The organism is Bradyrhizobium sp. TM233 (assembly GCF_036247965.1).
GTDB classification, from domain to species: domain Bacteria; phylum Pseudomonadota; class Alphaproteobacteria; order Rhizobiales; family Xanthobacteraceae; genus Bradyrhizobium; species Bradyrhizobium ottawaense.
In genome coordinates, this window is record NZ_BTIG01000018.1 from 149,698 (window position 1) to 175,862 (window position 26,165).

Annotated in this window: 25 protein-coding genes; 5 read left to right on the forward strand and 20 right to left on the reverse strand. The window is 65.2% G+C overall.

What is annotated here, in order from left to right:
- Positions 1-46: 46 nt before the first annotated feature.
- From AABA86_RS28185 to AABA86_RS28210, 6 genes are all read right to left on the reverse strand, one after another.
- Entirely contained in the window at positions 47-1,018 is a 972-nt protein-coding gene (locus AABA86_RS28185) for an ABC transporter ATP-binding protein (protein ID WP_212247909.1), read from the reverse strand.
- Positions 1,015-2,007, reverse strand: a complete 993-nt coding sequence (locus AABA86_RS28190) for an ABC transporter ATP-binding protein (protein ID WP_338309152.1) — start codon at positions 2,005-2,007, stop codon at positions 1,015-1,017. Before AABA86_RS28190 ends, AABA86_RS28185 begins: the two co-directional genes overlap by 4 nt.
- The gene (locus tag AABA86_RS28195) at positions 2,004-2,876 is read right to left on the reverse strand and encodes an ABC transporter permease (RefSeq protein WP_212247903.1); all 873 of its coding nucleotides are present in this window, start codon (positions 2,874-2,876) and stop codon (positions 2,004-2,006) included. The genes AABA86_RS28190 and AABA86_RS28195 overlap by 4 nt, the downstream gene beginning before the upstream one ends.
- The gene (locus AABA86_RS28200) at positions 2,863-3,813 is read right to left on the reverse strand and encodes an ABC transporter permease (RefSeq protein WP_338309153.1); all 951 of its coding nucleotides are present in this window, start codon (positions 3,811-3,813) and stop codon (positions 2,863-2,865) included. Before AABA86_RS28200 ends, AABA86_RS28195 begins: the two co-directional genes overlap by 14 nt.
- Before the next feature lie 7 nt (positions 3,814-3,820).
- The gene (locus AABA86_RS28205) at positions 3,821-5,356 is read right to left on the reverse strand and encodes an ABC transporter substrate-binding protein (RefSeq protein WP_212247899.1); all 1,536 of its coding nucleotides are present in this window, start codon (positions 5,354-5,356) and stop codon (positions 3,821-3,823) included.
- Positions 5,357-5,486: 130 nt separating this feature from the next.
- Positions 5,487-6,683 carry a CaiB/BaiF CoA transferase family protein gene (locus AABA86_RS28210; protein ID WP_338309154.1) on the reverse strand — a complete coding sequence of 399 codons (1,197 nt, stop codon included), beginning with the start codon at positions 6,681-6,683 and terminating at the stop codon, positions 5,487-5,489.
- 194 nt (positions 6,684-6,877) lie between these two features.
- On the opposite strand from AABA86_RS28210, the gene glgA reads away from it, so the two are divergent.
- Positions 6,878-8,293: a glycogen synthase GlgA gene (glgA, locus tag AABA86_RS28215; RefSeq protein WP_212247895.1), complete on the forward strand. Its 1,416-nt coding sequence runs from the start codon at positions 6,878-6,880 to the stop codon at positions 8,291-8,293.
- Positions 8,294-8,495: 202 nt separating this feature from the next.
- On the opposite strand, the gene AABA86_RS28220 is transcribed toward glgA, so the two are convergent.
- Together AABA86_RS28220 and AABA86_RS28225 are read right to left on the reverse strand one after the other, a co-directional pair.
- Positions 8,496-9,446: an oxygenase MpaB family protein gene (locus tag AABA86_RS28220; RefSeq protein ID WP_212247893.1), complete on the reverse strand. Its 951-nt coding sequence runs from the start codon at positions 9,444-9,446 to the stop codon at positions 8,496-8,498.
- Positions 9,447-9,537: 91 nt separating this feature from the next.
- The gene (locus AABA86_RS28225) at positions 9,538-10,674 is read right to left on the reverse strand and encodes a DUF3734 domain-containing protein (protein WP_212247891.1); all 1,137 of its coding nucleotides are present in this window, start codon (positions 10,672-10,674) and stop codon (positions 9,538-9,540) included.
- A gap of 201 nt (positions 10,675-10,875) precedes the next feature.
- Between AABA86_RS28225 and AABA86_RS28230 the strand changes: the two genes are divergently transcribed.
- Positions 10,876-11,757 (forward strand): LysR family transcriptional regulator, encoded by an 882-nt coding sequence (locus AABA86_RS28230; RefSeq protein WP_212247889.1) that lies wholly within the window; start codon positions 10,876-10,878, stop codon positions 11,755-11,757.
- A 36-nt stretch (positions 11,758-11,793) separates the two neighbouring features.
- On the opposite strand, the gene AABA86_RS28235 is transcribed toward AABA86_RS28230, so the two are convergent.
- Both AABA86_RS28235 and AABA86_RS28240 read right to left on the reverse strand, forming a co-directional pair.
- Positions 11,794-12,510: a peroxiredoxin-like family protein gene (locus tag AABA86_RS28235; protein ID WP_212247887.1), complete on the reverse strand. Its 717-nt coding sequence runs from the start codon at positions 12,508-12,510 to the stop codon at positions 11,794-11,796.
- 79 nt (positions 12,511-12,589) lie between these two features.
- Positions 12,590-12,874 carry a hypothetical protein gene (locus tag AABA86_RS28240; RefSeq protein WP_038946988.1) on the reverse strand — a complete coding sequence of 95 codons (285 nt, stop codon included), beginning with the start codon at positions 12,872-12,874 and terminating at the stop codon, positions 12,590-12,592.
- A 237-nt stretch (positions 12,875-13,111) separates the two neighbouring features.
- On the opposite strand from AABA86_RS28240, the gene AABA86_RS28245 reads away from it, so the two are divergent.
- Positions 13,112-13,594 (forward strand): cupin domain-containing protein, encoded by a 483-nt coding sequence (locus AABA86_RS28245; protein ID WP_212247885.1) that lies wholly within the window; start codon positions 13,112-13,114, stop codon positions 13,592-13,594.
- Positions 13,595-13,684: 90 nt separating this feature from the next.
- Positions 13,685-14,887, forward strand: a complete 1,203-nt coding sequence (locus tag AABA86_RS28250) for an MFS transporter (RefSeq protein ID WP_338309155.1) — start codon at positions 13,685-13,687, stop codon at positions 14,885-14,887.
- Here AABA86_RS28250 and ccoS read toward each other — a convergent pair.
- The 10 genes from ccoS to AABA86_RS28300 all read right to left on the reverse strand — a co-directional run bounded on the left by ccoS (position 14,884) and on the right by AABA86_RS28300 (position 24,431).
- Positions 14,884-15,051 (reverse strand): cbb3-type cytochrome oxidase assembly protein CcoS, encoded by a 168-nt coding sequence (gene ccoS / locus AABA86_RS28255; protein ID WP_008138466.1) that lies wholly within the window; start codon positions 15,049-15,051, stop codon positions 14,884-14,886. The genes AABA86_RS28250 and ccoS overlap by 4 nt on opposite strands.
- Positions 15,051-17,240, reverse strand: coding sequence for a cation-translocating P-type ATPase (locus AABA86_RS28260; protein WP_338309156.1), 2,190 nt, complete (start codon positions 17,238-17,240; stop codon positions 15,051-15,053). The genes ccoS and AABA86_RS28260 overlap by 1 nt, the downstream gene beginning before the upstream one ends.
- An 11-nt stretch (positions 17,241-17,251) precedes the next feature.
- Entirely contained in the window at positions 17,252-17,737 is a 486-nt protein-coding gene (locus AABA86_RS28265) for a FixH family protein (RefSeq protein WP_338309157.1), read from the reverse strand.
- 15 nt (positions 17,738-17,752) lie between these two features.
- Positions 17,753-19,219, reverse strand: a complete 1,467-nt coding sequence (ccoG, locus tag AABA86_RS28270; protein WP_212247872.1) for a cytochrome c oxidase accessory protein CcoG — start codon at positions 19,217-19,219, stop codon at positions 17,753-17,755.
- Between the two features lie 121 nt (positions 19,220-19,340).
- A complete protein-coding gene (gene ccoP / locus AABA86_RS28275; protein WP_212247870.1) occupies positions 19,341-20,216 on the reverse strand; it encodes a cytochrome-c oxidase, cbb3-type subunit III in 876 nt (291 codons plus the stop codon).
- Positions 20,217-20,222: 6 nt separating this feature from the next.
- Positions 20,223-20,387, reverse strand: a complete 165-nt coding sequence (locus AABA86_RS28280; protein ID WP_018322742.1) for a cbb3-type cytochrome oxidase subunit 3 — start codon at positions 20,385-20,387, stop codon at positions 20,223-20,225.
- Positions 20,388-20,400: 13 nt separating this feature from the next.
- Entirely contained in the window at positions 20,401-21,135 is a 735-nt protein-coding gene (gene ccoO, locus AABA86_RS28285; RefSeq protein WP_212247868.1) for a cytochrome-c oxidase, cbb3-type subunit II, read from the reverse strand.
- Between the two features lie 11 nt (positions 21,136-21,146).
- Positions 21,147-22,796 (reverse strand): cytochrome-c oxidase, cbb3-type subunit I, encoded by a 1,650-nt coding sequence (ccoN, locus tag AABA86_RS28290; RefSeq protein ID WP_212247861.1) that lies wholly within the window; start codon positions 22,794-22,796, stop codon positions 21,147-21,149.
- 341 nt (positions 22,797-23,137) lie between these two features.
- Complete coding sequence (locus AABA86_RS28295) at positions 23,138-23,563, reverse strand: CBS domain-containing protein (protein WP_028143087.1); 426 nt, start codon at positions 23,561-23,563, stop codon at positions 23,138-23,140.
- Positions 23,564-23,597: 34 nt separating this feature from the next.
- Positions 23,598-24,431, reverse strand: coding sequence for a universal stress protein (locus tag AABA86_RS28300; RefSeq protein ID WP_212247859.1), 834 nt, complete (start codon positions 24,429-24,431; stop codon positions 23,598-23,600).
- Positions 24,432-24,631: 200 nt separating this feature from the next.
- Between AABA86_RS28300 and fixL the strand changes: the two genes are divergently transcribed.
- Positions 24,632-26,149: a sensor protein FixL gene (fixL, locus tag AABA86_RS28305; protein WP_338309158.1), complete on the forward strand. Its 1,518-nt coding sequence runs from the start codon at positions 24,632-24,634 to the stop codon at positions 26,147-26,149.
- Positions 26,150-26,165 lie beyond the last annotated feature (16 nt).

The following is a 26,165-nucleotide window of genomic DNA, read 5'->3' on the forward strand; positions in this document are numbered from 1 at the left end:
GCGCCACCATGCCATGGCCGGCGAGGCGAGACAAACCGGTCTTAGTTCAGGTCAGCGGATGATGGCAAGCCGCGAACTGGCCGGGCCCGACTTCGCGCAACTCCGGTATCTCCGCGCTGCATCGCTGATCGGCCCGCGGGCAGCGGGTGCGGAAGCGGCAGCCCGACGGCGGCGCAATCGGCGATGGTGGCTCACCCGCCGCCACACTCTCGGCGGGACGCACATCCGGATCAGGCACCGGGATCGCCTGCAACAGCAAGTTCGTGTAGGGATGCACAGGCTTTGCGAACAATTGCTCGGACGGACCGACCTCGCAGAGCCGGCCGAGATACATCACCGCGACGCGGTCGCTGACCGCTTTGACCACCGCGAGATCATGCGCGATGAACAGCAGCGTCAGGCCGAAGCGCGCCTTCATCTCCTCCAGCAAATTGAGGATCTGCGCGCGGATGGAGACGTCCAGCGCCGAGACCGGTTCGTCGCAGACAATGAATTCCGGATTGAGGACGAGCGACCGCGCGATACAGATGCGCTGGCACTGCCCACCGGAGAATTCGTGCGGCAGGCGGCCCGCCACGATGTCGGGATCGAGCCCGACCGCGCTGAGCACCTCATGAACCCTACGCTTGCGCTCTGCACCGTCCTTGACGCCGGCGATGATCAGCGGCTCGGCCACGATGTCGCCGATGCGACGGCGCGGATTGAGCGAGGCGATCGGATCCTGGAAAATAAGCTGCACGCGGCGGCGCATCTTGCGCAGCGCCTCGCCCTCCATCGCGGTGAGGTCCTCGCCGTCGAACAGCACCCGGCCGGACCTGGCGCGACGCAATTGCAGCACGGCGCGTCCCAGCGTCGACTTGCCGCAGCCGGACTCGCCGACCAGCCCCAGCGTCTCCCCGCGCGCGACCTGGAGGCTGACACCCGAGACGGCGTGAACCGTCCTGTTGCCGAGACCATACTCGACGACGAGACTGTCGACGTTCAGCAGCGGCTCGGCGCGCACGGCAAGCTGCATCATGCGCCAACGCCCTCCACCATCTGGATCGGGTGGAAGCAGGCATAGAAATGACCAGGCATCTCGGCGCTCTTCAGGTCGGGCTTGGCCTCATGACAGCGGCTAGCGGCATAGCGGCAGCGCGGCGCGAAGGAGCAGCCACGGAGCGGCCGTGTCGGATCGGGCGGACGGCCGGAGATCGCGCGCAGCGGCGTATGCGGCGCGGCATCCAGCTTCGGGATCGCCGACAGCAGCGCCTCGGTGTAGGGCATGTGCATGCGCTTGAAGAGCGCCTGGGTTGGCGCGCGCTCCACCACCCTGCCCGCATACATCACCGCGACCTCGTCGGCGCGGCCCGCGACCACGCCGAGATCGTGGGTGATGATGATCATGGCCATGTGGCGACGGCGCTGCTCGCGTGCGAGCAGATCGAGGATCTGCGCCTGGATGGTCACGTCGAGCGCGGTCGTCGGCTCGTCCGCGATCAGCAACTTCGGCTCGCAGGACAGCGCGATCGCGATTGCGATACGCTGGCGCATGCCGCCGGAACATTGATGCGGATATTGCGTGAGCCGCTGCTCCGGCGCCGGAATACCAACAGCCGCCAGCAGCTCGATGCTGCGCTTCCGTGCCGCGGAGGCATCGAGCTCGAGATGCTCCTGGATCGTCTCCATCAGCTGCGTGCCGATGGTCAGCACTGGGTTGAGCGAGGTCATGGGATCCTGGAACACGACTGCAAGGTCGCGCCCGCGCAGGCGCCGCAGGCTTTCAGGCGCGAGCCGCACCAGATCCTGGCCGTCGAACATCACTCGTCCCGTGAGCTTGGCCTTCTTCGGCAAGAGCTGAAGCACCGCACGCGACAGCATGGTCTTGCCGCAGCCGGACTCGCCGACGATGCCCAGGGTGCGGCCCGCCTGCAGCGACAGGTCGACATGATCCACGGCGCGCAAATTGCCGCGCGGCGTCGGCAGCTCGACTGCGACGTCCGCGATGGTCAGCAGCGGGGCGCTCACAGCGCCCCCTGACGCGGGTCGGTCAACGCCCGCAAGGTGTCGCCGACCAGATTGAAGGCCAGCACGGTGAGGAACAATCCGGCCGCCGGCAGGAACGCCAGCCGCGGCGCGACGTCCAGGCTGTCCCGCCCCTCGCCGATCATGCTGCCCCAGCTCGCCATCGGCGGCGGCACCCCAAGACCGAGGAAGGACAGCGCACCCTCGACGACGATGGTGACGGCAACGCCGAGCAGGAAGAAGGCCAGCAGCGGCAGGATCACGTTCGGCAACAGCTCGCGCAGCAGGATGCGCGCATGGCTGGCACCTAACGCCTCGGCCGCGATCACGAATTCCCGCCGCGCCAGCGTCAGCGTCGCGGCCCGCGCCACACGCATGAAGGCGGGAATGCCGAGCACGCCGAGGATCAGGGTGAGGTTGGGGACCGACTGGCCGAGATAGGCGGTCACCGCGAGCGCGAAGATAAGCGGCGGAAAGGCGAGCAGCACGTCCATGCTGCCGACCACGATTGTCTCGAACCGGCCGCGGAAATAGCCGGCAAGGAGGCCAAACGCGCCGCCGATGGTGAGGCCGATCATCGGTGCGATCAACCCGACCGTCAGCGAGGCCCGCGCGCCAAAAATCAGGCGGGCGAGTTCGTCGCGGCCGAGCCCGTCGGTGCCGAGCCAGTGCTCGCTGGAGAACGCCGCACGTCGCTCCAGCATGTCCATGTCGACGGGATTTTGCAGCGGCAGCACCGGCGCGAGGATCGCGAGGGCAAGGATGATCGCGAGCCAGGTGCTCGCGATCCAGAACAGGAGGCCGAGCTTGCGCTTGCGGCCAACCGGCACGGGCACCGCCTCGTCCTGCATCGACAGCTCAAGCGTGGCCATGGCGGATCCTGGGGTCGAGCACGGCGTAGAGCATGTCGACGATAAAGTTCACGATGACAAAGCCGCAGGCGACCAGCAGCACCACCCCCTGGAGAATGACGAGGTCGCGGGTGTAGATCGCCCCGACCAGCAGCCGGCCGATGCCGGGCAGCGCAAAGATCGATTCCACGATCAGCGTGCCGCCGAGCAGGCGGCCGATATTGATGCCGGTGACCGTCACCAGAGTCAGCGACGACGGCTTCAGCGCATGCACGAACAGGATACGCGCCGGCTTGAGGCCTTTTGCCTTGGCGAGCGCGATATAGTCCTCCTGCAGGGTCGCGATCATGTCGGAGCGCAGCACCCGCATGATGCCAGGCCATTCCGCCAGCGCCAGCGTCAGCGCCGGCAGCACGAAGAAGCGCAGATTGCTCAGCGGCTCCTCGGTGAACGGCACATAGCCGGTCGCCGGCAGCCAATGCAGCTCGACCGCAAACAGATAGATCAGCAGGATCGCCATCAGGAAAGACGGCATCGACAGCATCGCGAACGCGCTGCCCGTCATGAAGCGGTCGAACGCGCCGCCGGCCCGCGCGGCACAGGCGATCGCGACGGGAACGCCGATCAAGAGGCCGATGAACTCGGCCATCAGCATCAGCTCGAGCGAGACCGGAATGCGCTCGGCGACCGCCTGCAACACCGACTGCCCGGTGCGGAACGAGCGGCCGAGATCGCCTTGCAGGACGTGACCGAGCCAGCTCAGATAACGCCACCACAGCGGCTGGTCGAGCCCCATGTCGCGGCGCAGCGCCGCCACGTTCTCCGGCGTCGCCTGATCGCCGAGGATGACGAGAGCGAGATCGCCCGGCAGCAGCGAGGCAATCAGAAAAGTCAGCAGCGAGACCGCGAGCAGCACCGGCAGCATGGCAAGCAGTCGCCGAACGACGAAGTTCAGCATCGCGCCGTCATTCCAGCCAGGTCGTCGAAACGTCGATCACGCCGTTGTAGATCTTCGGGAAGCCCTTCAGCTTGGCGCTCGACAGCGCGTAATAGGTGTTCTGGAAGGTCCAGAACCAGATCGCCTCCTTGTTGATCAGGCGGCCGATGGCGCAGTAATCCTCGGTGCGCTGGCCGACATCGGCGGTGACGCGGGCGTGGTCCAGCAGCTTGTCGAGCTCGGGGTTCGAATACCCGGCGAGCGCCAGCGGGCTGCCGGTGCGGAAATTCGCGTACATTTGCGGATCTGGATCGGCGAGATCGACGATGCGCCACGGCGTCATCTGGAACTGGCGGGTGAAAGCACGCGAGGGAATGGTGGCCTGGTCGACCTGCTCGATCTCCATGTTGGCGCCGACGCGCTTCCAGAACTGCTGGAGCACCTGTCCGACCATGCGGCCCCGGGGCGTCGCGGTCACCAGCGTCTTGAACTCGACCGGCTTGCCGTAATCCTTGATCAGCGCCTTGGCCTTCTCGACGTCAAATGGCAGCGCGCCGTCGTCCTTGCACTTGACCCAGGAGCCGTCACCGTAAGGATTGCTCGCGGGCCGGCTGAGGCCATTGGTAATCGCCTGTGACATCTTCGGGCGATCGATCGCCATCACCAGCGCCTGTCGCACACGAACGTCGTCGAATGGCGCCACCTTGGTGTTGAAGGCGTAGACCTGCGCACCCGAGCCCTTGTAGGTGTGGACGGTGAGCTTGGAGTCCTTCTGCGCCTTCATGATGTTGTCGGCGTCGTTCTCGTCGTCCCAGATGATGTCGGCCTCGCCCGATTGCAGCGAGGCGAAGCGCGACTGCGCATCGGGCAACGGCTTCAGGACAATGCGGTCCAGATAGGGCCGGCCCTTGTCCCAGTAATTGGGATTCTTCTCCAGCACCATGCGGTCGCCGGCGGTCCATGATTTCAGGATGTAGGGACCGGTGCCGACGGGGTTGCGGTTGTAGTCGTCGCCCCTGGTCTTCCAGGCCGTCGGCGAATGCACGACATTGTTTTGGCTCTGAATGGTGATCGTTGCCGGCAGGTTCACGGAGGGATCGGTCAGATTGAAGACAACGGTGTGTTCGTCCGGCGCCAGCACCTCCTTGATGTTGGTGATGTAGAAGGCGCAGCGGCACTTGTTGGCGGGGTCTTTCTGCCGGTCAAAATTCTCCTTGAAGGCCTGCGCATTGAACGGCGTGCCGTCATGGAATTTCACGCCCTCGCGCAGCTTGAAGGTCCAGGTCTTGTAATCCTCGGAATGGGTCCAGGACACCGCGAGCTTCGGTGCCGGCTCGCCCTTGTCATCGAGCGTTGTCAGCGTGTCGAAGATCGCGGCGGCAGCGGTGTTGGTCGACGTGTCGTAAACGCCAACCTTGAGCGGGTCGAAGCCGGGAATGTCGAGTTCCTGACCGACGGTGATGCTGCCGCCTGGCTTCTGCGCCGCAGCCGGAGTCGCCAGGGCAAATGCCGCAGCAAGGAAAATCGGCGCGTGCTTGCGCGCCGCCGCAGCAATCTTCGTCATGGTTCCTCCCGGGATCCCTCGTCCGATATTTCGGATCGTTGAATGACTGGGAGGAGATTGGCGACAAATGCTCGCCACGGCAAGAGGAACACCCGACAGATCACACGCGGCACGTACGGCGTAATGGTGCTCAGCCTGTCGCGGCAGTTTTGCCTGTCGGAATTGACGCGTCACTGGCGAGCCTGATCTCCTCGCGCAGCGCATCCGTATGCTCGCCGAGCACGGCCATCGTCTTGGCCGGCGTAGTATCGGCACCCGACATCCGGAACGGCAGGTTCAGCACCTGGAAAGAGCCACCCTCGTCCCGCACCTCGGAGAGCGCCCGCCGGTGCGCGAGCTGCGGATCGGCCAGCGCCTCGGACACGGTGCGATAGGCCGACGCCGGCACGCCGGCCGCGCCGAGCGCTGCGAGACAAGCCTCGGTCGTGAGCTGCCGCGACCAGGCTTCGACGCCGTCGATCACCTCCGCCCAATTATCGCGGCGCGCGGCATAGGTCGCAAAGCGCGGATCGGAGATCCATTTGGGGCGGCTGATCACCTGCATCAGGGCTTGGAACGTCTTCTCGCTGGCCACCGTGATCATGACATAGCCGCTTGCCGTCTCGGTCGGGCCGAACATCGGGCGCGGCGGCGGCTTCACGGCGAATTGCGCGCTCTGCAATTCGGTCAGCGTCAGCGACAGCATCGATTCCAGCATGGACACGTCGATGTGCTGGCCAAGGCCGGTCACGGTGCGCTGATAGAGCGCGGACGCGATCGCGCCGAAGCCGTAGGTGCCGGTGACCACGTCGGCGTGATAGATGCCGCAATAGTCGGGGCGATGACGACCGGGCTGGTAGGCCAGATGCGCCATGTCGTAGCCGGAGGCCGCATGGATCACCGGAGCATAGGCCGGCAGCTCGGCCGAGGGGCCGGTCTGGCCATAGCCCGAGATCGAGCAATAGATCAGCTTCGGGTTGACCTGACGCATGCTGTCGTAGTCGAGGCGCAGCCGGTGCATCACGCCGGGGCGGAAATTCTCCACCAGGATGTCCGATGTCGCGGCCAGCCGGCGCACCGCCTCCTTGCCGTCCTCGGACTTGAGGTCGAGCACCACGCTCTTCTTGCCGACATTGAGCTGCCCAAACGCGGTGCTGCACCCCTTGCGCAGCGGCGGCCGGGTCCGCATCGTCTCCCCGCCGTCGGTCTCGATCTTGATGACCTCGGCACCCATGTCGGCAAGCATCCGCGCGCAGTGAGGACCGGCAATGGTGGTCGAAAAATCCAGGACCCTGAGGCCCGCGAAGGCCTTTGTCGTCGTCCCATCATGCTTATCTGCTAGCTGCATGCCTGCTCACGTCCTTGGGTCTCCTAGGAACTCTCGAAGTTCTCTGTTGTTGATGCGGCGACCCTAGAGGGCGGCGGCTGAGTAGGAAAGTGTTTACCGAACAGACGCGCCGCGTGGGCGGGCTTTGAGAATTTCGGGACAACTGGACCCGTTCTTGCATAGCAGCAAACGGGATCGACAGAGGGCAGCTGTTCTTGAGGGTCTTGTTCGTCACCACGGAGATGGACGACTTCATCCGCGTCGGCGGCCTTGGAGCCGTGTCCGCTGCCCTGCCACGCGCCCTTCGCTCCTTCGCCGATATCCGGATCATGCTGCCCGGCTATCGCGACATCATCGAGCAACTCACGCATATTCATATCGTTGGCCGCTGCCCGGCCTTCGCGGAGATGCCGGCCTGCTCGCTCGGACGGGCCGCGACCAAGGACGGGCTGCCGGTCTACGTGCTGCTGTGCTCGCAACTCTACGACCGGCCCGGCAACCCCTATGGCGACGAGTCCGGGCGCGACTGGCCGGACAACGACATCCGCTTCGCGCGCTTTGCCTCTGCCGCCGCTGAGCTCGCCATGGGCAAGCTGGACAAGAATTGGGCAGCTGACCTGATCCATGCCAATGACTGGCAGGCCTCGCTCGTGCCGGCCTATCTCGCCTGGCGCGGCGCCAAGCTGCCGTCGATCCTGACCATTCACAACCTCGCCTACCAGGGCCTCTTCCCGAAGGACTCGCTGCGGCGGATCGGCGCACCGGAGAGCTCTTTCCACATCGATGGTGTCGAGTTCTACGACCAGCTGTCCTTCCTCAAGGCGGGCCTCGTCTACGCCTCGCACCTCACCACCGTCAGCGGCACCTATGCACGCGAGATCACCACGGCCGAATTCGGCTGCGGCCTGGAGGGCTTGCTCCGACTTCGCTCGGACGCGTCCGAACTCACCGGCATCCTCAATGGCATCGACGAGAGCTGGGACCCGCGCTCCTGCGCCCAGCTCGCCCAGCAGTTCGGCGCCGGCGACTGGGTCGGCAAGAGGGCCAACGCGGATTACGTCCGCAAGCAGTTCGGGCTTGCGGTGTCGCGCGGCCCGATGTTCGGCATCGTCGCGCGCCTCGTGCATCAGAAGGGCATCGACCTCGTGCTGTCGGCGGCCGACGAGATCGTCGATGCCGGCGGGCAGATCGTGGTCACCGGCTCCGGCGAGCCGGCGCTGGAGCAGGCCTTGATCGACGCGCATCGCCGCCGCCCCGACGCCATCGGGGTGGTAATCGGCTTCAACGATGCCCAGGCCCGTCGCATCTTTGCCGGCAGCGATTTCACCCTGATGCCGTCGCGCTTCGAGCCGTGCGGGCTCAGCCAGATGTACGCCCAGCGCTTCGGCTCGCTGCCGATCGGGCACCAGACCGGCGGCCTTGCCGAAACCATCACCGACGGTGAGACCGGCTTCCTGTTCTCAAGGCCCTCGCGCGAGTCCTTCCTTGGCGGCGTCCGCCGCGCCTTCTCGGCTTTCATGGCGCAAGACCAGCTCGACACCATGCGCCGCAGCGCCATGGGACGGTCCTTCTCCTGGAGCACTTCGGCCGGCAGCTACAACGCGCTGTATCGGAAGCTGGCGTCGGTGTGAGACAAGCCGCTTCCTCCTTCTCCGTCATTGCGAGCGCACTCATCCATCACCGTCACCCTGAAGTGGCCGCTTCTTCAGCGGCCCTCGAAGGGCGACGGCCCGGCTGCAGCTGCGGGGCTGTGCATCCTTCGAGGCTCATGGCGCGATGCATTTGCATCGCGCCACTCGCACCTCAGGATGACGGGATTAAGAGCGGAGCACGTCACCCCTTCTCGCGCGCGTCCATCTGCGGCCGTCCGATCCAGGCCCTGTTGAGGCAGCGCGTCATCCAGTCCGGGTGCGGCTCGCCCCGCAAGCGCGCCTGCGCTTCCTGGTAGGGGCCGACATAACGCAGCCGGTCCGGCAATGTCGGATAGATGCGCCGGATCCATCGCAGCGCGTTGTCGGCCGATCTGACCTCTCGCTCGCCGAGCTCAAACCCGAAGCCGGCGCGCAAGCGTTCCGACAGCAGGCTCGCCGTCAGCGCGCGATACCATCGCGGCGGCCGCAACCACGGACGCGCGCCGCTGAAGATTTGCGCGGCGATCTCGCGCGCCGCCGGGCTAACGGTCAGCGTGTCCGACTGCGCCATCGCCGCAGTGTAGGCCGTAAAGCCCGACCAGTCCGCGGGCAGGTCATCCGCCGTCAATCCGAACAATGCACCGAACGTCCGACTCTCGGTCCAGTAGCGCTCGCGCTCCTCCGCCGAGAATGGCGGAAGAACCAGATCGTGCGCCATCAACGCCGTCTCGACCAGCGTCGCGTGAACCCAACGCAGCGACGGAATGTCGTTGGCACAATAGCGCGAACCCGCCGCGAAAGGGCCGACCGTCTCGGGCATCTCTCCGACGATCATGCTGTGCCGCCGATGCAGCTGCCGGGACGAGCGCAAGGCACGGTCGAGCGAGCCGAACACCATGGCAAAGACGATGTCGAAGGTGCGATGGAAGCGGCCGATCGGATCGGCCAGAGTTTTCGAATGCTCGGCGATGGCGGCGGCGACCCAGGGATGGGCCAGCTGAAGCAACAACGCGCGGCCGGCACCGAGAAAGATGACAGCCTCGCGGTCGATCTGCCAGGTCAGCGTATCAGGGCCGAACACGCCCGCCACCGGTCCCGCCGCGTTGGCGCGGACCTGATCGAGCGTTACCTCGAGATCTTTCTCAGCGACCAATTGCGAGCCTCGCCACGAAGACGCGGCAACAATAGCCCAGACCGCGCCGTCGGGAAATCGTCACTGCGAAAGACAATCACGAACGAATCCCTCACTCCGCCGCAATCGGCATCTCCTCCATATGCTCGTGCAGCACCACGCCGGCGAGCGGATCGAATTCGCCGATCCAAGGCTTGCGCGCCAGGACCGATCGCGTGTGAGCATAACCGGCGTGCCAGCGCCGTGTGATCCCCGACGGGCTGAAGTCGATATCCTTGGTATGGGTCTCGCGCTCGAGCTGCGGCGCCAGCAGCCGTACCACATGCATGCGGGTTGGACAGCCATAGCTCATCAACTCTCTCACCGCAGGATCGCTGCGCTCGCTCTCCGGAAGCCGTGCCGCGAGCTGGTTGATGACATGGCGCAGGCGATGGGCCTGCTGCTGGCGCGCAATCTGGCTCGAAATGCGGCTGGAATATTGCACGTCCTTGTGCCGGTTCAGCACCTCCGCGATCGTGTTCGGCTCGGCCCCGACGGGATTCCAGAGATGCACGGAGAAGATCAGCGAATCCCTGCGCGGATTGTCGTCGAACACCGCTTCCGTCGGCGTGTTCGACAGGATGCCGCCGTCCCAATAGAGCTCGCCGTCGATGCGCACCGCCGGGAAAGCCGGCGGCAGCGCGCCGGACGCCATCACATGCTTCACCGTCAGTTCACCGTTGCGGCTGTCGAAATAGCGCATTTCACTGGTGCCGACGTGAGCCGCACCGACCGTCAGGCGCGGCGCGCAGCGATTGGCGAGATCGAAATCGACCAGCTCGCTCAGAGTCTTCTCCAGCGGCGCGGTCGAATAATAGCCCGCGTTGTCGGCACCGAGCGGATAGGAATCGCCCGCATGCGCCAGTGGATTGGGCCGGAAGAAGCCGCGAATGCCGCCGGTGACAGTCGACCAATAAGCGAGCCGCTCGTTGAAGTCGGGAAAGGCGCCGCCCAGGGTCCAGACCAGGGTCTGCTCCATCCGCTTCCAGAATTCCTTCAGGCGCGCCAGCCGTTGCTCCGGCACGTTGCCGGCAATCAGGCTCGCATTGATGGCGCCGATCGAGGTGCCGATGACCCAGTCCGGCTCTATGCCGGCCTCGTGCAGCGCCTGGTAGACGCCCGCCTGATAGGAGCCGAGCGCACCGCCGCCCTGAAGCACCAGCACGACCTGACCTGGGATATCCGCACCTTTGCCCTTCATGCCGTTCATGGTTCGCTCCTGGTGAGCCTGCACCGGCCGAATTTTCGTCGGACGCGGCGGTACTGTTACGCGCGATCATTTTAAGAGATCGCGGGACCTTTTGAAATGCCAGTTGGCTTCCGAGTCCATACGCCCGCGCTATCGCGCGCGGGATGTCATTTCTGGTTCCGATCGGCTAGATTTGAGGTCGATCTTGCTGGGAGCCGATCCATGGAAATGCACCAGGTCCGCTATTTCCTCGCGGTGGCGCAGCTACTCAATTTTACGCGCGCCGCCGAGGAGTGCAACGTGACGCAGCCCTCGCTGACGCGCGCGATCAAGCAGCTCGAGGCCGAGCTTGGCGGCGACCTGTTCCGCCGAGAACGGCCGGCCGCGCAACTGACCGAGCTCGGCCAGCGCATGCATCCGCTCCTGAAGCAGTGTTTTGACGCTGCCGCCGGCGCGCGCTCGCTCGCATCCTCGTTCAAAAGCGGAGAGGTCGGCGCGTTGCGCGTCGCCTTGACGCATTCGATCGACCTCGCGCTGCTCATTCCGCATCTCAACGAGATCAGGCGGCAATTCAACCAGCTCGAATTCCGCTTCCTGCGCGGGACCAGCCGCGAGGTCGGTGAATTCCTGAAGAAAGGTGAAGCCGAGCTCGGCATCGCCGCCGAGATCGACGAGGCCTGGGAACGGCTCGACGCCTGGCCGCTGTTCACCGAGAGCTTCGAGCTCGTGGTTGGCGACAGACATCGGCTGGCCGGCCGCAGCAGCATCGAACTGGACGATTTGCGCTCGGAGCAACTGTTGGACCGGACGTTCTGCGAGCACGCGCGCCGCATCTCCGCGAGCCTGCGCGAGCACGGCATCGAGCAAGGCCACGAGGTTTGGAGCGAGCGCGACCTGATCGAGCTGGTCGAGGCCGACATCGGCGTCGCCATGGTGCCGCACACCTCGCCTTTGCCGGAGAAGCTGACGCGTGCCGCCGTCGCCGGCCTGGACGCCCGCCGCACCGTCAGCCTTTACGGCGTGGCCGGCCGGCAGCGCACGGCGGTCGCGAACGCCGTGATGCGCATGCTGCGCGGTGCCGACTGGCGCGAGATCGCGGGGTAGCGAGAACGGTCTTTGATAAGGGGAGAAGGTGAGAACCTAGTTCTCCCTGCCCGCGCTCTCCAGCGCGGCGAGCAGATCGTCGATCTCCATGCGCTTGCGGAAATCGGGATCGACGAAGCGGGCCTTCACGATGCCGTCGCGGCCGACCACGAACACGGCCGGGATCGGCAGCATCCAGCCGTCATTGCCGTGGAATTTCGCCATGTCCTGATAGGACAACAGGCGCTGGATCTCGGCACCGAGCCAGATCGCGAGATTGAGCGACAGCGCATAGCCGTTGTCGAGATCGGTCAGGACCGGAAACGGCGCGCCGGATTCAGCCTTGAGCTGGCGGGTAAATTCCTGCGTCTCCGGCATGACCGCAACAATCTGCGCACCCATGGCCTCGATGCGATCGAGCGCCTGGACCACGGCACGGACATTGAGCCGGCAATAGGGACACCAATGGCCGCGGAAGAACATCACGGCGAGCGGACCGCGCTGCAGCAGCGAAGGCAGCGTGACGAGACGCCCGGCCTCGTCCGGCAGCATGAACGCCGGCATCGCATCGCCCGGGTGAGGCGCGGTCTCGCCACCGCCGTTCCCGCCCAATCTCGCCACCAGGCGATCGACGGCCTCGCCATAGGCCGGAAAGACCGCACGGCTGGCATCGGCATAGGCGCGGAGCTGTTCGTTCAGCGTGCCGTCCATGTCGCGGCAGCGCTGGAAAGCAAGCCTGAGCTGTTCGGCATCGGCTGGCGAGAGAGATGTCATCTTCTGCTCCGGCATTCGGCCAATCTTAGTTTCCCGGTTCGGCCGCCCGCAAGGGGGCGGCCGCGATGCCGGGGCCTGTTCAGTTCACGTAGAAATTGCCGGTCGGATCGAGCCGTCCCGAGGTGGAGTACAGCGATCCGTTGCTCATGAAGAAGACGGTGTTGTCGGGCACCTTCTTGGCGTTCTTCATCATCGCCTCGTGGTTCTTCTCGGCCGGAGCCATGGCCATCGCCGACATCTTGCCGGGGCCGCCATAGACGTAGGCCATGCCGGCCTTGAAGTCCCAGGCGGCCTCCGAGAAGGCCGAGGTGGCGATGACCGCAAACGCGGCGGTGGCGATCAGGGTCTTGGACAATTTCGGCATTGGGGCTCCTGCGGATTGACGTGAACGCCCGCCAATCGGGCGCCGTGCCATCGGACGCCGAATGCCGCGAAAGCGGAAATGCCGTTGCCCAATCGGATCGATAGCCGCCGCGCATCAACATAGCGCACCGCTATCGCATCGAGAGCAAGCCGGCATTTCAGGATCGACGCGATCTCGATGAAGCTCCCGTCATCGCCGGCGACCAGCGGGGTTGCGGCCAACACAGGAGACCTCCCCATGTTCAAGGGCTACGCTCTATCGCGTCTGATCTGGCCGGGCCTTGCCATCGTCAGCGCGCTCACACTCTCGGCGCAGCCGGTCGTTGCCGGCGAGTGCCCGGCCGGTAAGATCAAGCCGAACGCCCAGCAGATGGTCGACTACAAACCCGTCGGCGTTACCGACGTCACGCTCGGGGCGATCGATCTCGGCAAGCAGCCGGCGCATATCGAGGGCCGCGAGCTGCGCTTCCGCAAGCTCACCATCGAGCCCGGTGGCATCGTGCCCTGGCACAGCCATGACGACCGCCCCGCTCTCATCTTCGTGCAGCAGGGCGAAATCGTCGAATACGCCTCCAACTGCGTCGACCCGATCGTGCACAAGGCCGGCGACATCCGCCCCGAGGTCTACGGCACCTCGCATTGGTGGAAGAACCTCGGCAAGGAGACCGTCATTCTCTATGTCGGCGACGTCCGCAAGGATCCCAACGATCACCACATGTAACGAGCGCATTCCAGCCCCAGCGCACCCGTTATGGATGTGGCGCCCGCGATCCCCATGCCGGGCGCCACATCCTCACAGGACAATCAGGCCATGACCGATCTTTCCGCACCGATCAAGCCGGCCGCGATGACGATGGAGGCGCACTCGCCGGGTCTGGCGCTACGCTCGCTCGTGATCGGCCTCACCGCGTTCCTGACCGTCGTCGACCTCTTCGCAACACAGGCGATCCTGCCCTCGCTGACGCGCCATTACGGCGTCACGCCCGCAGCAATGGGCTTTGCCGTCAACGCCAGCACGTTCGGCATGGCCACAGCCAGCCTCGTGGTTGGCTTTCTCAGCCCGCATGTCGACCGCCGGACCGGCATTTTTCTCAGCTTGATGCTGCTCGCGCTCCCGACCAGCCTGCTGGCGATCGCGCCAAATCTCGCCGTGTTCACCGTCCTGCGCGTCGCACAGGGCCTGTGCATGGCCTCCGCCTTCGCGCTCACCCTCGCCTATCTCGGCGAGCAATGCAGCGCGATGGACGCCGGCGGCGCCTTTGCCGCCTACATCACCGGCAATGTCGCGAGCAATCTCGTCGGCCGGGTGATCTCGGCCGCCGTTGCAGACGGCCTGGGCCTTGCCTGGAATTTCTATCTGTTCGCAGCGCTCAATCTGGCCGGCGCGGTGCTGGTCTATTTCACGATTCGACGCGTGCAGCCGATGCATGCGATGATGCCGGCTGCTTCGCCGCTCAAAGCCACGGTCGCGCATTGGCGCAATCCGCGATTGCGCGCGGCCTATGGTATTGGCTTCTGCATTCTGTTCGCCTTCATCGGCACCTTCACCTTCGTTAATTTCGTTCTGGTCCGACCGCCGCTGTCGCTCGGCATGATGGATCTTGGCCTTGTCTATCTGGTGTTCCTGCCCTCGGTCGTCACGACCTTGCTGGCGGGACGGGTCGCCTCACGCATTGGAGCGCGCCCGACGATCTGGGGCTCGCTCGCCGTTGCCGGCATCGGCCTGCCGCTGATGCTGACTGCGCGGCTGCCTGAAGTGCTCACCGGAATGGTGCTCGTCGCGGTCGGAACCTTCTTTGCACAGGCGGCGGCCACCGGCTTCGTCGGGCAGACGGCGACCGAGAACCGTGGGGTCGCCAGTGGCACCTATCTTGCGTGCTATTTCTGTGGAGGGCTCGTCGGCACAGCCGTTCTCGGCCGACTGTTCGATTCCTTCGGCTGGCACGCTTGCGTGACCGGCGTGGGCATAGCCCTTGCGGCCGCTGGCCTGTTCGCGCTGAACTTGAAGCACTAGCGCTTGACTGGGGCTTCCTGCGGCGGCTCGTCGTCAGCGATGGCGCGCCAGGCGGCACCATCGAGATCGTCGTACTGGCCGCTCCGGAGCGACCAGAGAAAGGCGACGAGACCGGCGCCGCCGAGCATCAAGGCCAGCGGGACCAGGATGACCAGGATCTCCATCACACGATCTCCCGTGAGGTGCTGCGGGCGCGCAGCGAGTTCAGCATGACCAGGATCGACGATCCGCTCATGGCCGCCGCCGCAATCAGGGGCGTCACGACGCCGCTGATCGCAACCGGCACGGCCAAGACATTGTAGCCGATGGCGAGCCAAAGGTTCTGCCGCATCAAATGCAGCGCCTTGCGCGAGGCGTCGATGGCGGCGACCACCGGAGCCAACGGCCGGCCGAGAAAGACGAGATCGGCGGTGGCCTGGCTCAGATGCGCGGCCGAGATCGGCGACATCGAGACATGGGCTGCCGCGAGCGACGGCGCGTCGTTCATGCCGTCGCCGACCATCAGCACCCTGGCGCCGCGCTGCTTCAGTTCCTCGATCCGCGCGATCTTGTCGGCCGGCGTGACGCCGGCGCGCCATTCGGGGATTTCGAGCGCATGAGCCGCGGCCTTCACCGCCGGCTCGCGGTCGCCGGAGAGAATCTCGATGCCGATGTTGCGCGCCTTCAGCGCCGCGATCACAGCCTGCGCGTCCGGACGCAGGCCCTGGCGGACCGAGAGCACGAACCTCTCGCTGCCCTTGCTGAACGCGACGATGGAGGCTTCGGGATCGACGACGGTGCTGCCAACCAGCGCCTCCGCGCCGCAGAAGGAGGGTCGGCCAAGGCGAAGCTCGACGCCGTCCACGGTCGCACGGACGCCCTGCCCGGCCTCTTCGACCGCACCGACAACAGGCGATTTGGCGGCGGCGGCCTGCGCCACGGCGGCGGCGACCGGATGATGGCTCGACAGCGCGAGCCGGCCGGCGAGCTCGAAGATGTCGGCGGGGATGTTGGCGGCATTCATCACTTCGAGATCGGGCAGCGTCAGCGTGCCGGTCTTGTCGAAGATGACATGGTCGGCCTCGGCCAGCCGCTCGATCGCGTCGCCGGAATTCAGCAGCACGCCGGACTTGAACATTGCGCCGGAGGCGATGGTCTGCACGGTCGGAATGGCAAGCCCCAGCGCGCAGGGACAGGTGATGATCAGCACGGCGACGCCCGTCACGATCGCATCATGCCAGGACGCGCCGGCAATGACCCAACCGAGGATGGTGATGAACGCAGTCGCATGCACCACCGGCGCATACAGCCGCGAGGCGCGGTCGGCGAGGCGCATATAGCGCGAGCGCGCCTGGAGCGCGTTGTCGAGCAGCCGCGTGATCTCGGCGAGCAGCGTCGCCTCGGACGCGGCCGAAACCCGCACCCGCAGCGTGCCGGAGATGTTCATGGAGCCCGCATAGACCGGCGTGCCCTGCTCGGCCGTGACGTAGAGCGTCTCCCCGGTGATCAGGCTCTGGTCGATCTCCGAACGGCCCTCGATCACGGTGCCGTCGACCGCGCAGCGCTCGCCGGGCCGGAGCAGCACGATGTCGCCGGGATTAATCGCGGCCACCGGGACCTGCGATATCTCGTCGGGACCGACGAACTTGGCCGCCGTCTCCGCCTTCAGCGCGGCGAGATTGCCGGCGACTGCGCGGGTGCGCCGTCGCATGTTCTGGTCGAGGAAGCGGCCGACAAGCAGGAAGGTCAGCAGCATGATCGCCGCGTCGAAATAGGCGTGCTCGGCGTGGTGGATGGTCTCGACCACGGACATGCCGAGCGCCAGGACCACGCCGATCGAGATCGGCACGTCCATGTTGGTCGTCTTCGCCGACAGCGCGCGCCAGGCCGAGCGGAAGAACGGCTGGCCGGCATAGGCCGCCGCCGGCAACGCGATCAGCGCCGACAGCCAGTGGAAGAAGTCGCGCTGCTCCGGCAGCATGTCCGAGACGTTGCCCGACCACACCGGGATCGACAGCATCATCACGTTCATGGTGGCGAAGGCCGCGACGCCGAGGCAGCGCAGCAGGAAGCGCGATTCGGCGACCTCCGCCACTTCCGCACTCTCGGTCTCGAACGGATAGGCCTTGTAGCCGAGCTCCTCGAGGCGATCGATGAAACGGCCGGGGTCGAGCGTACCCGCCTTCCATTCCAGCGCGACGCGACGGTCGGTGAGGTTGACGCGCGCCAACGTGACGTCGGGAATGGCGGACAGGCCGCGTTCGATCTTGGCCATGCAGCCGGCGCAGTGAACGCCTTCAACCGCGAGATCGATGTGCTGGACGCCCTCGCCCGCGGTCCGGACGTAGTGCGAGAAATCCCGCGTGACGTGCATGTCGAAGTCCTTCAGTTCAGGATCACGCGGTTTCGCGACAGGAACACGCGCGTGCCCCGCGCCTCGCCCTCGATCACCAGGTCCCACTGGCCCGGCGCGACGGACGCGGCATCGCCCCGATAGAGGCCGATGCCGGCCTCGGTGAGCTCGACGGCGAGATCGGCGCGCTTGTCGGTCGGCCGCTCCAGGCGCCCGCCGAATTTCAGTCCGGAGATCGGCTGGCCGCCGGCATCGCGCGCCTCGACCTGGACCACCGCGCCGCCGTCGTTGCGGCGTTCGATATGGGCGTTGACCTTCCATTTGCGCGCGGCCTGGTCCTGCGCCGCCGAGATCTCGCGGTCGTAGGTCAAGCCGGCCGCATAGGGGCTGTCGACGTCGGTGCCGGGCAGCGTCGCGATCGCCAGCTTCATCATCGTGACGTTGACGCCGATCACGAGGCCGAAGAAAGCGACCAGCATCAGGAAGACCTTGGTTCCGGTCAGCGGCTTGGATGACATGACGGTCTCCTGGATTTACGGCGCGACGAAATTGTCGGTGGCGCTCGCGGCGACGCCCAGTCCAATATCCATGACGTGGAAGCGGACCGGAATCGACTTCTCCGGATTGTTTTCGGCCGGCGCGGTGACGAGCAGCCGCAGCTCGCTGGTGGAGTCGCGCGGGATCACGATGATCGGCCGATCCGGCGTCACCGAATCGACGCCGACGACGTGCATCGTGGGATTGGCTGGCCCCTCCACGTCGATGGCGATGGCGCGGTCGTAGCCGCTCTTGTTCAGCAGCCGCACCGTGTAGGCGTTGCGGATCGAGCCGTCGCTGAGCTTGACCGCGACCGGATTGCGGTCGTGCAGCACGTTGACGTCGAGCAGGCTGCGGGTCGCGAGCGTATAGACCATGAAGCCGCCGATCGCCGCGATGATCGCGCTGTAGACGATGGTGCGTGCCCGGACGATCCGGTAGATCGGCGCCTTGCCTTCCTGGCGTCGATGGATGTTGATGTCGTTGTCGTAGCCGATTAAGCGCTTCGGCCGGCCGATCTTCGTCATCACGTTGTCGCAGGCGTCGATGCAAAGGCCGCACTGGATGCATTCCATCTGCGGTCCGTTGCGAATGTCGATTCCGGTCGGGCAAACCGCGACGCACTGGTAGCAATCGACGCAATCGCCAACCTGCTCGCCGAGCGCGCGCAGTTCGGCGGCCTTCTTGACCGAGGTACGCTTCTCGCCGCGGTCGTAACGGTAGGTGACGTTCAGCGCCCATTCGTCGGTGAGCGCGGCCTGGATGCGCGGCCACGGGCACATATAGGTGCAGACCTGCTCGCGCATGTAGCCGGCGAGCAGATAGGTCGAGGCCGTGAGAATGCCGATCCAGATATAGGCGATCATCGGCCCCTGGAAGGTGACGAGCTCTTTCACCAGGGTCGGTGCGTCGTTGAAGTAGAGCACCCAGGCGCCACCGGTCCACCAGGCGATCATGAGCCAGATCGAATGCTTGAGCACGATCTCGGAGATCCGCTCGAGCTTCAGCGGGTCGGACGATTTGTCCTTCTTCATCCGCTCGCGCCGGTCACCTTCGATCAGACGCTCGACGGCATAGAACAGGTCGGTCCACACCGTCTGCGGACAGAGATAGCCGCACCAGATGCGGCCGCCGACCGAGTTCATCAGGAACAACGCCACCGCGGCCACGATCAGCAGGCCGGTGAAGTAGTAGACCTCCTGCGGCCACAGCTCGATGAAGAAGAAGTAGAAGCGGCTATTGGGAAGATCGATCAGCACCGCCTGGCTGGGGGCGCCGAGGCCGCGGTTCCAGCGCACGAACGGCAGGAAATAATAGACGCCGAGGCAGATCGCCATCAGGCTCCATTTGATCCGGCGGAACGTGCCGGAGACGCTCTGGGGATAGACCTTCTTGTGGGCTGCGTAGAGCGGCCCGTTGTCGTCCACAGGCTTGAGTTCGTTCGGGTTGACGGTCTTGTTCATCGCTTGGAACTTCTCGAAGAGGTGCGATTAAACCTAGACCCGACATCGCCGCGTCAGTTGATCCAGCTCAAACGGGGGCACTTTTGTTCACCCCCGTCTGAACCCTTTTGCCACGGATCCGCTATTTTCCACCGCCTAGCGAGTGGACGTAGACCGCCATCGCCTTGATGGTGGCGGGATCGAGCCGCCCTTCCCAGGCCGGCATGACGCCGGCACGTCCCTGGCTGATGGTCTCGATCAGAGCCGCTTCGTCGGAGCCGTAGAGCCAGATCTTGTCGGTCAGGTTCGGTGCGCCCATCTCCTGGTTGCCCTTGCCGCCGTCGCCGTGGCAGGCGACGCAATTCTCCGCGAAGATCTTCTCGCCCTTGGCGGCATCGAAGCCGTTGCGGGTCGGAAGGCCCGACAGCGACCGCACGTAATTGGCGACCGTGACGATCTCGTCGGGCTTCAGCACGCCGTCCTTGCCGAAGGCGAGCATCTGGCCCTCATGGGTCTTGGTATGACCGGAGCGCGCGCCGAACTGGATGGTCTGCATGATCTGGTCGAGCGTGCCGCCCCACAGCCAGTCGTCGTCGTTCAGGTTCGGATAGCCCTTGGCGCCGGCGGCGCCAGTGCCGTGGCAGGGCGCGCAATTGTCGCCGAACACGGTTTTGCCCTTGGCGCGGGCGAGCGCCAGCAAGGCCGGGTCCTTCTCGATGTCGGCGAGCGAGGCCGCGCCCAGCGCCACCATCTTGTCACCGCGGATCTTCTCGAGGTTGGCAAGCTCGACCGCGACGTCGGCGCGCGAGGAGTAGCCGAACATGCCCGTGGTGTTGCTGGAGATCAGCGGCCAGGCCGGATAGACGATCCAGTAGCCGATCGCCCAGACGATGGTGAGGTAGAAGCAGATCACCCACCAGCGTGGCAGCGGCGTGTTGAGCTCCTTGATGCCGTCCCACTCATGTCCGGTCGTGGACTTGCCGGAGACGGAATCGATGTCGCTATGATGGTCGGTCATGGTCTCTCACTCCTCCCGCAACGGCAGGTGCGCTGCTTCATCGAAAACAGCCTTGTTACGGGGCCAAAATGCGTAGGCGATGATCGCGAGAAAGATCGCGACGAACACCGGCGTCCAGATCGTCGTCACGAGCTCGGACGCTAGATTATGGACTGACAGGATAGCTTTCATCGTTCATGCCTTCTCAGCGAAGATTGGCTTTCTCGTTGTAGATCTTGAAGTCGACCAGCGTGCCGAGCATCTGCAGGTACGCGATCAGCGCGTCCATCTCGGTCGGCGTGCCGGTCTTGCCGTCGAAATTGCGCACGGCGGCCTTGGCGTAGCGCTTGTTGAAGGCGTCGGCGCCGGCATTCTCCGGATCGGCCTGGGCCTTCAGATCGGCGCTGGCGCTCGCGATCTGGTCGTCCGTGTAGGGCACACCGACGGTCCTGAGCGTGCGCATGTGGTCGGCGATCGTGTCCGGATCGACCTCGCTGTGGCTGAGGAACGAATAGCCCGGCATCACCGACTGCGGCACGATCGCACGCGGGTTGGTCAGATGGGTGACGTGCCAGTCGTCGGAATATTTGGCGCCGACGCGGGCGAGATCCGGACCGGTGCGCTTGGAGCCCCACTGGAACGGGTGGTCGAACATGCTCTCGGCGGCGAGCGAGAAGTGGCCGTAGCGCTCGACCTCGTCGCGCAGGGGGCGGACCATCTGCGAGTGGCAGAGATAGCAGCCCTCGCGGACGTAGACGTTGCGGCCCGCCAGCTCCAGCGGCGTGTAGGGCCTGACCCCGTCGACCTTCTCGATCGTGCTCTTGAGGTAGAACAGCGGGGTGATCTCGACGAGACCGCCGATCGCGATCACCAGCAGGATGCCGACGATCAGGATGATCGAGTTCTTTTCGAAGATTTGGTGGCGTGTCCAGAACGACATGGTGGAACTCCTCATTCCGCCGGCTGAAGAGCGACGGGCATCTGGACTTCCTGTTCGCCGACACGAACGGTCATCCAGAGGTTATAGGCCATGATCAACGAGCCGATCAGGAACAGCCCGCCGCCGGCGGCGCGGATGATGTAGAAGGGATGCATCGCCTCGACGGTCTCGATGAAGGAATATTCGAGGAAGCCGAGCGAGGTGTAGGCGCGCCACATCAGGCCCTGGAGGATGCCGGACACCCACATCGCCGAGATGTAGAGGACGATGCCGAGGGTCGCGACCCAGAAGTGCCAATTGACGAGCTTCAGGCTGTAGAGCCCCTTGCGATTCCAGGCCCACGGCACCAGGCAGTAAAGCGCGCCGAAGGAGACGAAGCCGACCCAGCCGAGCGCGCCGGAGTGCACGTGGCCGATGGTCCAGTCGGTGTAGTGGCTGAGCGAGTTGACCACCTTGATCGACATCATCGGGCCCTCGAAGGTCGACATGCCGTAGAAGGCGACGGAGACCACGAGCATGCGCAGCACGGGATCGGTGCGCAGCTTGTCCCAGGCACCCGACAGCGTCATCAGGCCGTTGATCATGCCGCCCCAGGAGGGCATCCACAGCATGATCGAGAAGGTCATGCCGAGCGTCTGCGTCCAGTCCGGCAGCGCCGTGTAGTGCAGATGGTGCGGGCCGGCCCAGATGTAGAGGAAGATCAGCGCCCAGAAGTGGATGATCGACAGCCGGTAGGAATAGATCGGCCGCTCGGCGCGCTTCGGGATGAAGTAGTACATGATGGCGAGGAAGCCGGCGGTCAGGAAGAAGCCGACCGCGTTGTGGCCGTACCACCACTGGAACATGGCGTCCTGGATGCCGCCCCAGGCGACGTAGGACTTCGAGCCGAACACCGAGACGGGAAGCGCCGGGTTGTTGCCGAGATGCAGGACCGCGATCGTCACGATGAAGGCGAGATAGAACCAGTTCGCGACGAAGATGTGCGGCTCCTTGCGCTTGATGACGGTGGCAAGGAAGACGAGCAGATAGACGACCCAGACGATGGTCAGCCACAAATCGGCATACCATTCCGGCTCGGCATATTCCTTCGACTGGGTGACGCCGAGCAGATAGCCGGTGCCGGCGATCAGAATGAAGAAATTGTAGCCCACCACGACGAACCACGGCGCGAGATCGCCGGCGAGGCGCGCGCGGCAGGACTTCTGCACCACGTAGAAGGAGGTCGCGATCAGCACGTTGCCGCCGAAGGCGAAGATCACCGCGGAGGTGTGCAGCGGCCGCAGGCGGCCGAAGCTGGTCCAGGGCAGATCGAAGTTCAGTGCGGGCCAGGCCAGTTGCGAGGCGATGAGGAGGCCGACGAGGAAGCCGGCAATGCCCCAGAACATCGCCATGAAGGAGGAGAATTTGATCGGGCCCATGTTGTAGTTGGGGCGCCCGTTGATCTCCGCCGGCGGCAGCGCCGCCGGACGGTCGAGGTAGCGGTTGACGATGACGAAGACCGCAGCAAGGCTCGCCGCCGCGCTGAGCGCGGCATGGAAGGCGAAGGGCGCATCGAGCGCCTTGGCCGAGGCGATCACGCAGAGGAAGGCGGTGACTGCGAACACGACAGCCAGGCCGCTTTCACCGATGGTCATGGATTTGGAAATGGAGGGCTGGCTCATGCGGATTCTCTCTGAAAGAACACAGCGCCAGAAACCACATCCACCCTCACCGGGAATTGATTGAAATCAAGACAGGCATTTAAGTTCTTCGTAGCCGGCGACGATCCTGTTGGTTTCTTCCAGACTTCTGCGCAGCCGGTTACGGTTCCCCTTGCGAGGGGCAGCGACGACCGTGCAGCAAGCTCATTTGGGTGGGGCGGCTCCGCATCGGACGTTTTTCCGCGGAAGGAGCCCCTCATTCGGCGCCATCGCCGGAGCTTCGCTCCGGCGCGACGTACAAAAGGGGAGCAGCCTCCGTAAAATCACGGAGGCGATAACGGATTCCGATCAGGCGTATTCCGTCAGTCGCGCGCCGTCGCCTTGAGCGCCGCGATGACGTCCTCGCGGGCGATGATTCCGACCAGCTTCTGCGCACCGTCGAGCACGATGATGCTCCTGATACGGTGCTCCACCATGATCTGGAGCACGCGCGTCAGTCGCGTGTCGGGGCTGACATAGATGAACTCGGGCGTCATGACATCGCCGATCTTGCGGCTCATCAGGTCGTGATAGCGGGGCAGCATCTGGCTCGGCGTGAAGGCGAAGCACTTCAGGATGTCGAATTTGGTGACGATGCCGACCACCTGCCCGTCGTCCTCGACCGGATAGGAGTTGAAATCATCGGTCTCGAACATCTCGCTGAGCTCGAGCAGGTCACGGTCGCGCTGCACCGCCTTGACGTTGCGCGTCATGTAGCCGTCGACCGTCTGTTCAAGAAATCTGTACACGGCGCGTCCTCCTCGATTCGATTCCGGCCGGCCGTCAGTGCGACAGCAGCACGCTGCGGGCGGTCTGCGTGACCAGATATTGGGTGACGCCTCCCAGGATCAGTTCACGAAACCTCGAATGGCCATAGGCGCCCGCAACGATCAGGCCGGCATCGACGTCGCCGGCGACTTTCTCCAATTGTGCGGCGGCGGTTTCGTTCCGGGTGCCTTCGTAGATGCGCGCGGTCGCGGTGACGCCGTGGCGGGCGAGCCAGGCGGCAACGTCGGTGACGCCGGCCATCACGACCGAACGGTCGTCGTCGCGCTCCGGAATTGTGGTGATGGTGACGTCCCTCGCCTTGCGCAGCATCGGCAGCGCGTCGGACACCGCCCGCCGGGCCTCCGGCGTGTCCTTCCACGCCACCAGCACGCTGCGCAGGTCGAGCCAGTTGGCCCGGTCGGGGACGACGAGAAGCGGACGGCCGGCCTGCATCACCAGGTCCTTGGGGCTCGCGAGCGCGAACGCATCGGAGAAGGCCGGGCTCTGCCCGCCGCTGACCACGATGTCGGCGCAGCGCGCCTGCGCCAGGACGAATCGCGCCGGAAAGTCCATGGCGCTGCGCCACTCCGCATGACCGCCGCGATTCTTGGTGGCGGCGCGGAATTGCGCCTCGAGGCCAGCCAGTCTCCGCTTGACCGAAGCTTCGCCCTCGTCGATCAGTGCTTGCGCCTCGGCGCCGTCGGTGAAATAGAGCGGCGGCGCGAACTGGGCCGCGGCGACCCCGACGATGGCTGCCTCGAATCGCTCGGCGAGCTCGCCCGCGACCTGAAGACGCGCTTCGTTGGGCTGGTCGAGCGCCAGGCTGACCATCACCGTCGCGTATGTCATCGGAATTCTCCAGTGCAAAAACTTTGGTGAAAGTTACGCCCGCTTCCGGACATCGGGATGAGATAGATCAAGGAGGGCGCCGGCGCCCGACTTGCCGTCAATCGGCAAGCCGACAGAACTTGCCTCCAGCCCGGCCTTAGGCGACATTAGGGGAGCGGTAACCGCGTCCGGAGCCGCCGCATCAGGATGAGGAGCATCATTTGTCGCCGACCCGCGTAACGCACTCGCAGGACGACGGCCGGGGCGAACGTTTTCTCGTTCGGATCGAAGGGTTTGGCGTCGGCACCTGGGATCTCGACCTCGCCACACGGGAATTGGACTGGTCCGAGACCGCCAGGGCTCTGCTCGGGGTCGAACTGGACCAGCCGGCGAGCTACGACCTCTTTCTGTCGCGGCTTCAACCGACGGACAGAGAACGGGTCGAAAGCGCGATCAAGCGCGTTTCCGAGCGTGGCGGCAGCTTCGACGTGTCGTTCAAGGTCGCGAATGCCTCGGGCAGCGGGCAATGGATCCGCGCCCGGGCCGGACTCATTCGGGACGAAGCCGGCGCCGCGCGTCATCTCAGCGGCATCTTTCTCGACATCGACGAGGAAAAGCAGGTCGAGGAGGCGCTGCGCACGCGCGAGACCCACCTCCGCTCGATCCTCCAGACCATTCCCGACGCCATGATCGTCATCGACGGCCACGGCATCATGCAGCTCTTCAGTACGGCCGCGGAGCGCCTGTTCGGCTGGTCCGAGCACGAGGCGATCGGCAAAAACGTCAGCATCCTGATGCCGGAGCCCGATCGCACCCGCCACGACGGCTACATCGCCCGCTACCGCTCCACCAACGATCCGCACATCATCGGCATCGGCCGCATCGTGACCGGCAAGCGCCGCGACGGCACGACCTTTCCGATGCACCTGTCGATCGGCGAGATGGAATCCGCCGGCGAGCCCTATTTCACCGGATTCGTCCGCGACCTCACCGAGCACCAGCAGACCCAGGCCCGGCTCCAGGAATTGCAATCCGAGCTGGTCCACGTCTCGCGATTGACCGCGATGGGCGAAATGGCCTCCGCGCTCGCCCACGAGCTCAACCAGCCGCTGGCCGCGATCAGCAACTACATGAAGGGATCGCGGCGGCTGCTCGCCGGCAGCACCGACGTGAACACGCCGAAGATCGAAAGCGCGCTGGATCGCGCGGCGGAGCAGGCCTTGCGCGCCGGCCAGATCATCCGGCGCCTGCGCGACTTCGTCTCCCGCGGCGAGTCGGAGAAGCGGGTCGAGAGCCTGTCCAAGCTGATCGAGGAGGCCGGCGCGCTCGGGCTCGCCGGCGCGCGCGAGCAGAGCGTGCAGCTCCGCTTCAGCCTCGATCCCGACGCCGATCTCGTCCTCGCCGACCGGGTGCAGATCCAGCAGGTGCTGGTCAATCTGTTCCGCAATGCACTGGAGGCGATGGCGCAATCGCCGCGCCGCGAGCTCGTCGTCGCCAACGCCTGTGTCGCCGACGACATGATCGAGGTGGAGGTCTCGGACACCGGTTCCGGCTTCCAGGGCGACGTCATGCCAAACCTGTTTCAGACCTTCTTCACCACCAAGGAAACCGGCATGGGCGTGGGATTGTCCATCAGCCGCTCGATCATCGAGGCTCACGGCGGTCGCATGTGGGCCGAGAGCAATGCATCGGGCGGCGCGACCTTCCGCTTCACCCTGCCGGCGACCGCCGAGAACTGACTGACGAGAACCGATT

What these genes read in the sequence shown, in the direction of transcription:
- ccoP (WP_212247870.1), bottom strand. Translation starts at nt 20,216, where the DNA reads ATGACCGACCATCATAGCGACATCGATTCCGTCTCCGGCAAGTCCACG.
- AABA86_RS28250 (WP_338309155.1), top strand. Translation starts at nt 13,685, where the DNA reads ATGACCGATCTTTCCGCACCGATCAAGCCGGCCGCGATGACGATGGAG.
- ccoG (WP_212247872.1), bottom strand. Translation starts at nt 19,219, where the DNA reads ATGAACAAGACCGTCAACCCGAACGAACTCAAGCCTGTGGACGACAAC.
- AABA86_RS28235 (WP_212247887.1), bottom strand. Translation starts at nt 12,510, where the DNA reads ATGACATCTCTCTCGCCAGCCGATGCCGAACAGCTCAGGCTTGCTTTC.
- AABA86_RS28205 (WP_212247899.1), bottom strand. Translation starts at nt 5,356, where the DNA reads ATGACGAAGATTGCTGCGGCGGCGCGCAAGCACGCGCCGATTTTCCTT.
- AABA86_RS28200 (WP_338309153.1), bottom strand. Translation starts at nt 3,813, where the DNA reads ATGCTGAACTTCGTCGTTCGGCGACTGCTTGCCATGCTGCCGGTGCTG.
- AABA86_RS28225 (WP_212247891.1), bottom strand. Translation starts at nt 10,674, where the DNA reads ATGAACGGCATGAAGGGCAAAGGTGCGGATATCCCAGGTCAGGTCGTG.
- AABA86_RS28185 (WP_212247909.1), bottom strand. Translation starts at nt 1,018, where the DNA reads ATGATGCAGCTTGCCGTGCGCGCCGAGCCGCTGCTGAACGTCGACAGT.
- ccoO (WP_212247868.1), bottom strand. Translation starts at nt 21,135, where the DNA reads ATGTCGTTCTGGACACGCCACCAAATCTTCGAAAAGAACTCGATCATC.
- ccoN (WP_212247861.1), bottom strand. Translation starts at nt 22,796, where the DNA reads ATGAGCCAGCCCTCCATTTCCAAATCCATGACCATCGGTGAAAGCGGC.
- AABA86_RS28245 (WP_212247885.1), top strand. Translation starts at nt 13,112, where the DNA reads ATGTTCAAGGGCTACGCTCTATCGCGTCTGATCTGGCCGGGCCTTGCC.
- AABA86_RS28230 (WP_212247889.1), top strand. Translation starts at nt 10,876, where the DNA reads ATGGAAATGCACCAGGTCCGCTATTTCCTCGCGGTGGCGCAGCTACTC.
- ccoS (WP_008138466.1), bottom strand. Translation starts at nt 15,051, where the DNA reads ATGGAGATCCTGGTCATCCTGGTCCCGCTGGCCTTGATGCTCGGCGGC.
- AABA86_RS28280 (WP_018322742.1), bottom strand. Translation starts at nt 20,387, where the DNA reads ATGAAAGCTATCCTGTCAGTCCATAATCTAGCGTCCGAGCTCGTGACG.
- AABA86_RS28210 (WP_338309154.1), bottom strand. Translation starts at nt 6,683, where the DNA reads ATGCAGCTAGCAGATAAGCATGATGGGACGACGACAAAGGCCTTCGCG.
- AABA86_RS28260 (WP_338309156.1), bottom strand. Translation starts at nt 17,240, where the DNA reads ATGCACGTCACGCGGGATTTCTCGCACTACGTCCGGACCGCGGGCGAG.
- AABA86_RS28300 (WP_212247859.1), bottom strand. Translation starts at nt 24,431, where the DNA reads ATGACATACGCGACGGTGATGGTCAGCCTGGCGCTCGACCAGCCCAAC.
- AABA86_RS28265 (WP_338309157.1), bottom strand. Translation starts at nt 17,737, where the DNA reads ATGTCATCCAAGCCGCTGACCGGAACCAAGGTCTTCCTGATGCTGGTC.
- AABA86_RS28240 (WP_038946988.1), bottom strand. Translation starts at nt 12,874, where the DNA reads ATGCCGAAATTGTCCAAGACCCTGATCGCCACCGCCGCGTTTGCGGTC.
- AABA86_RS28195 (WP_212247903.1), bottom strand. Translation starts at nt 2,876, where the DNA reads ATGGCCACGCTTGAGCTGTCGATGCAGGACGAGGCGGTGCCCGTGCCG.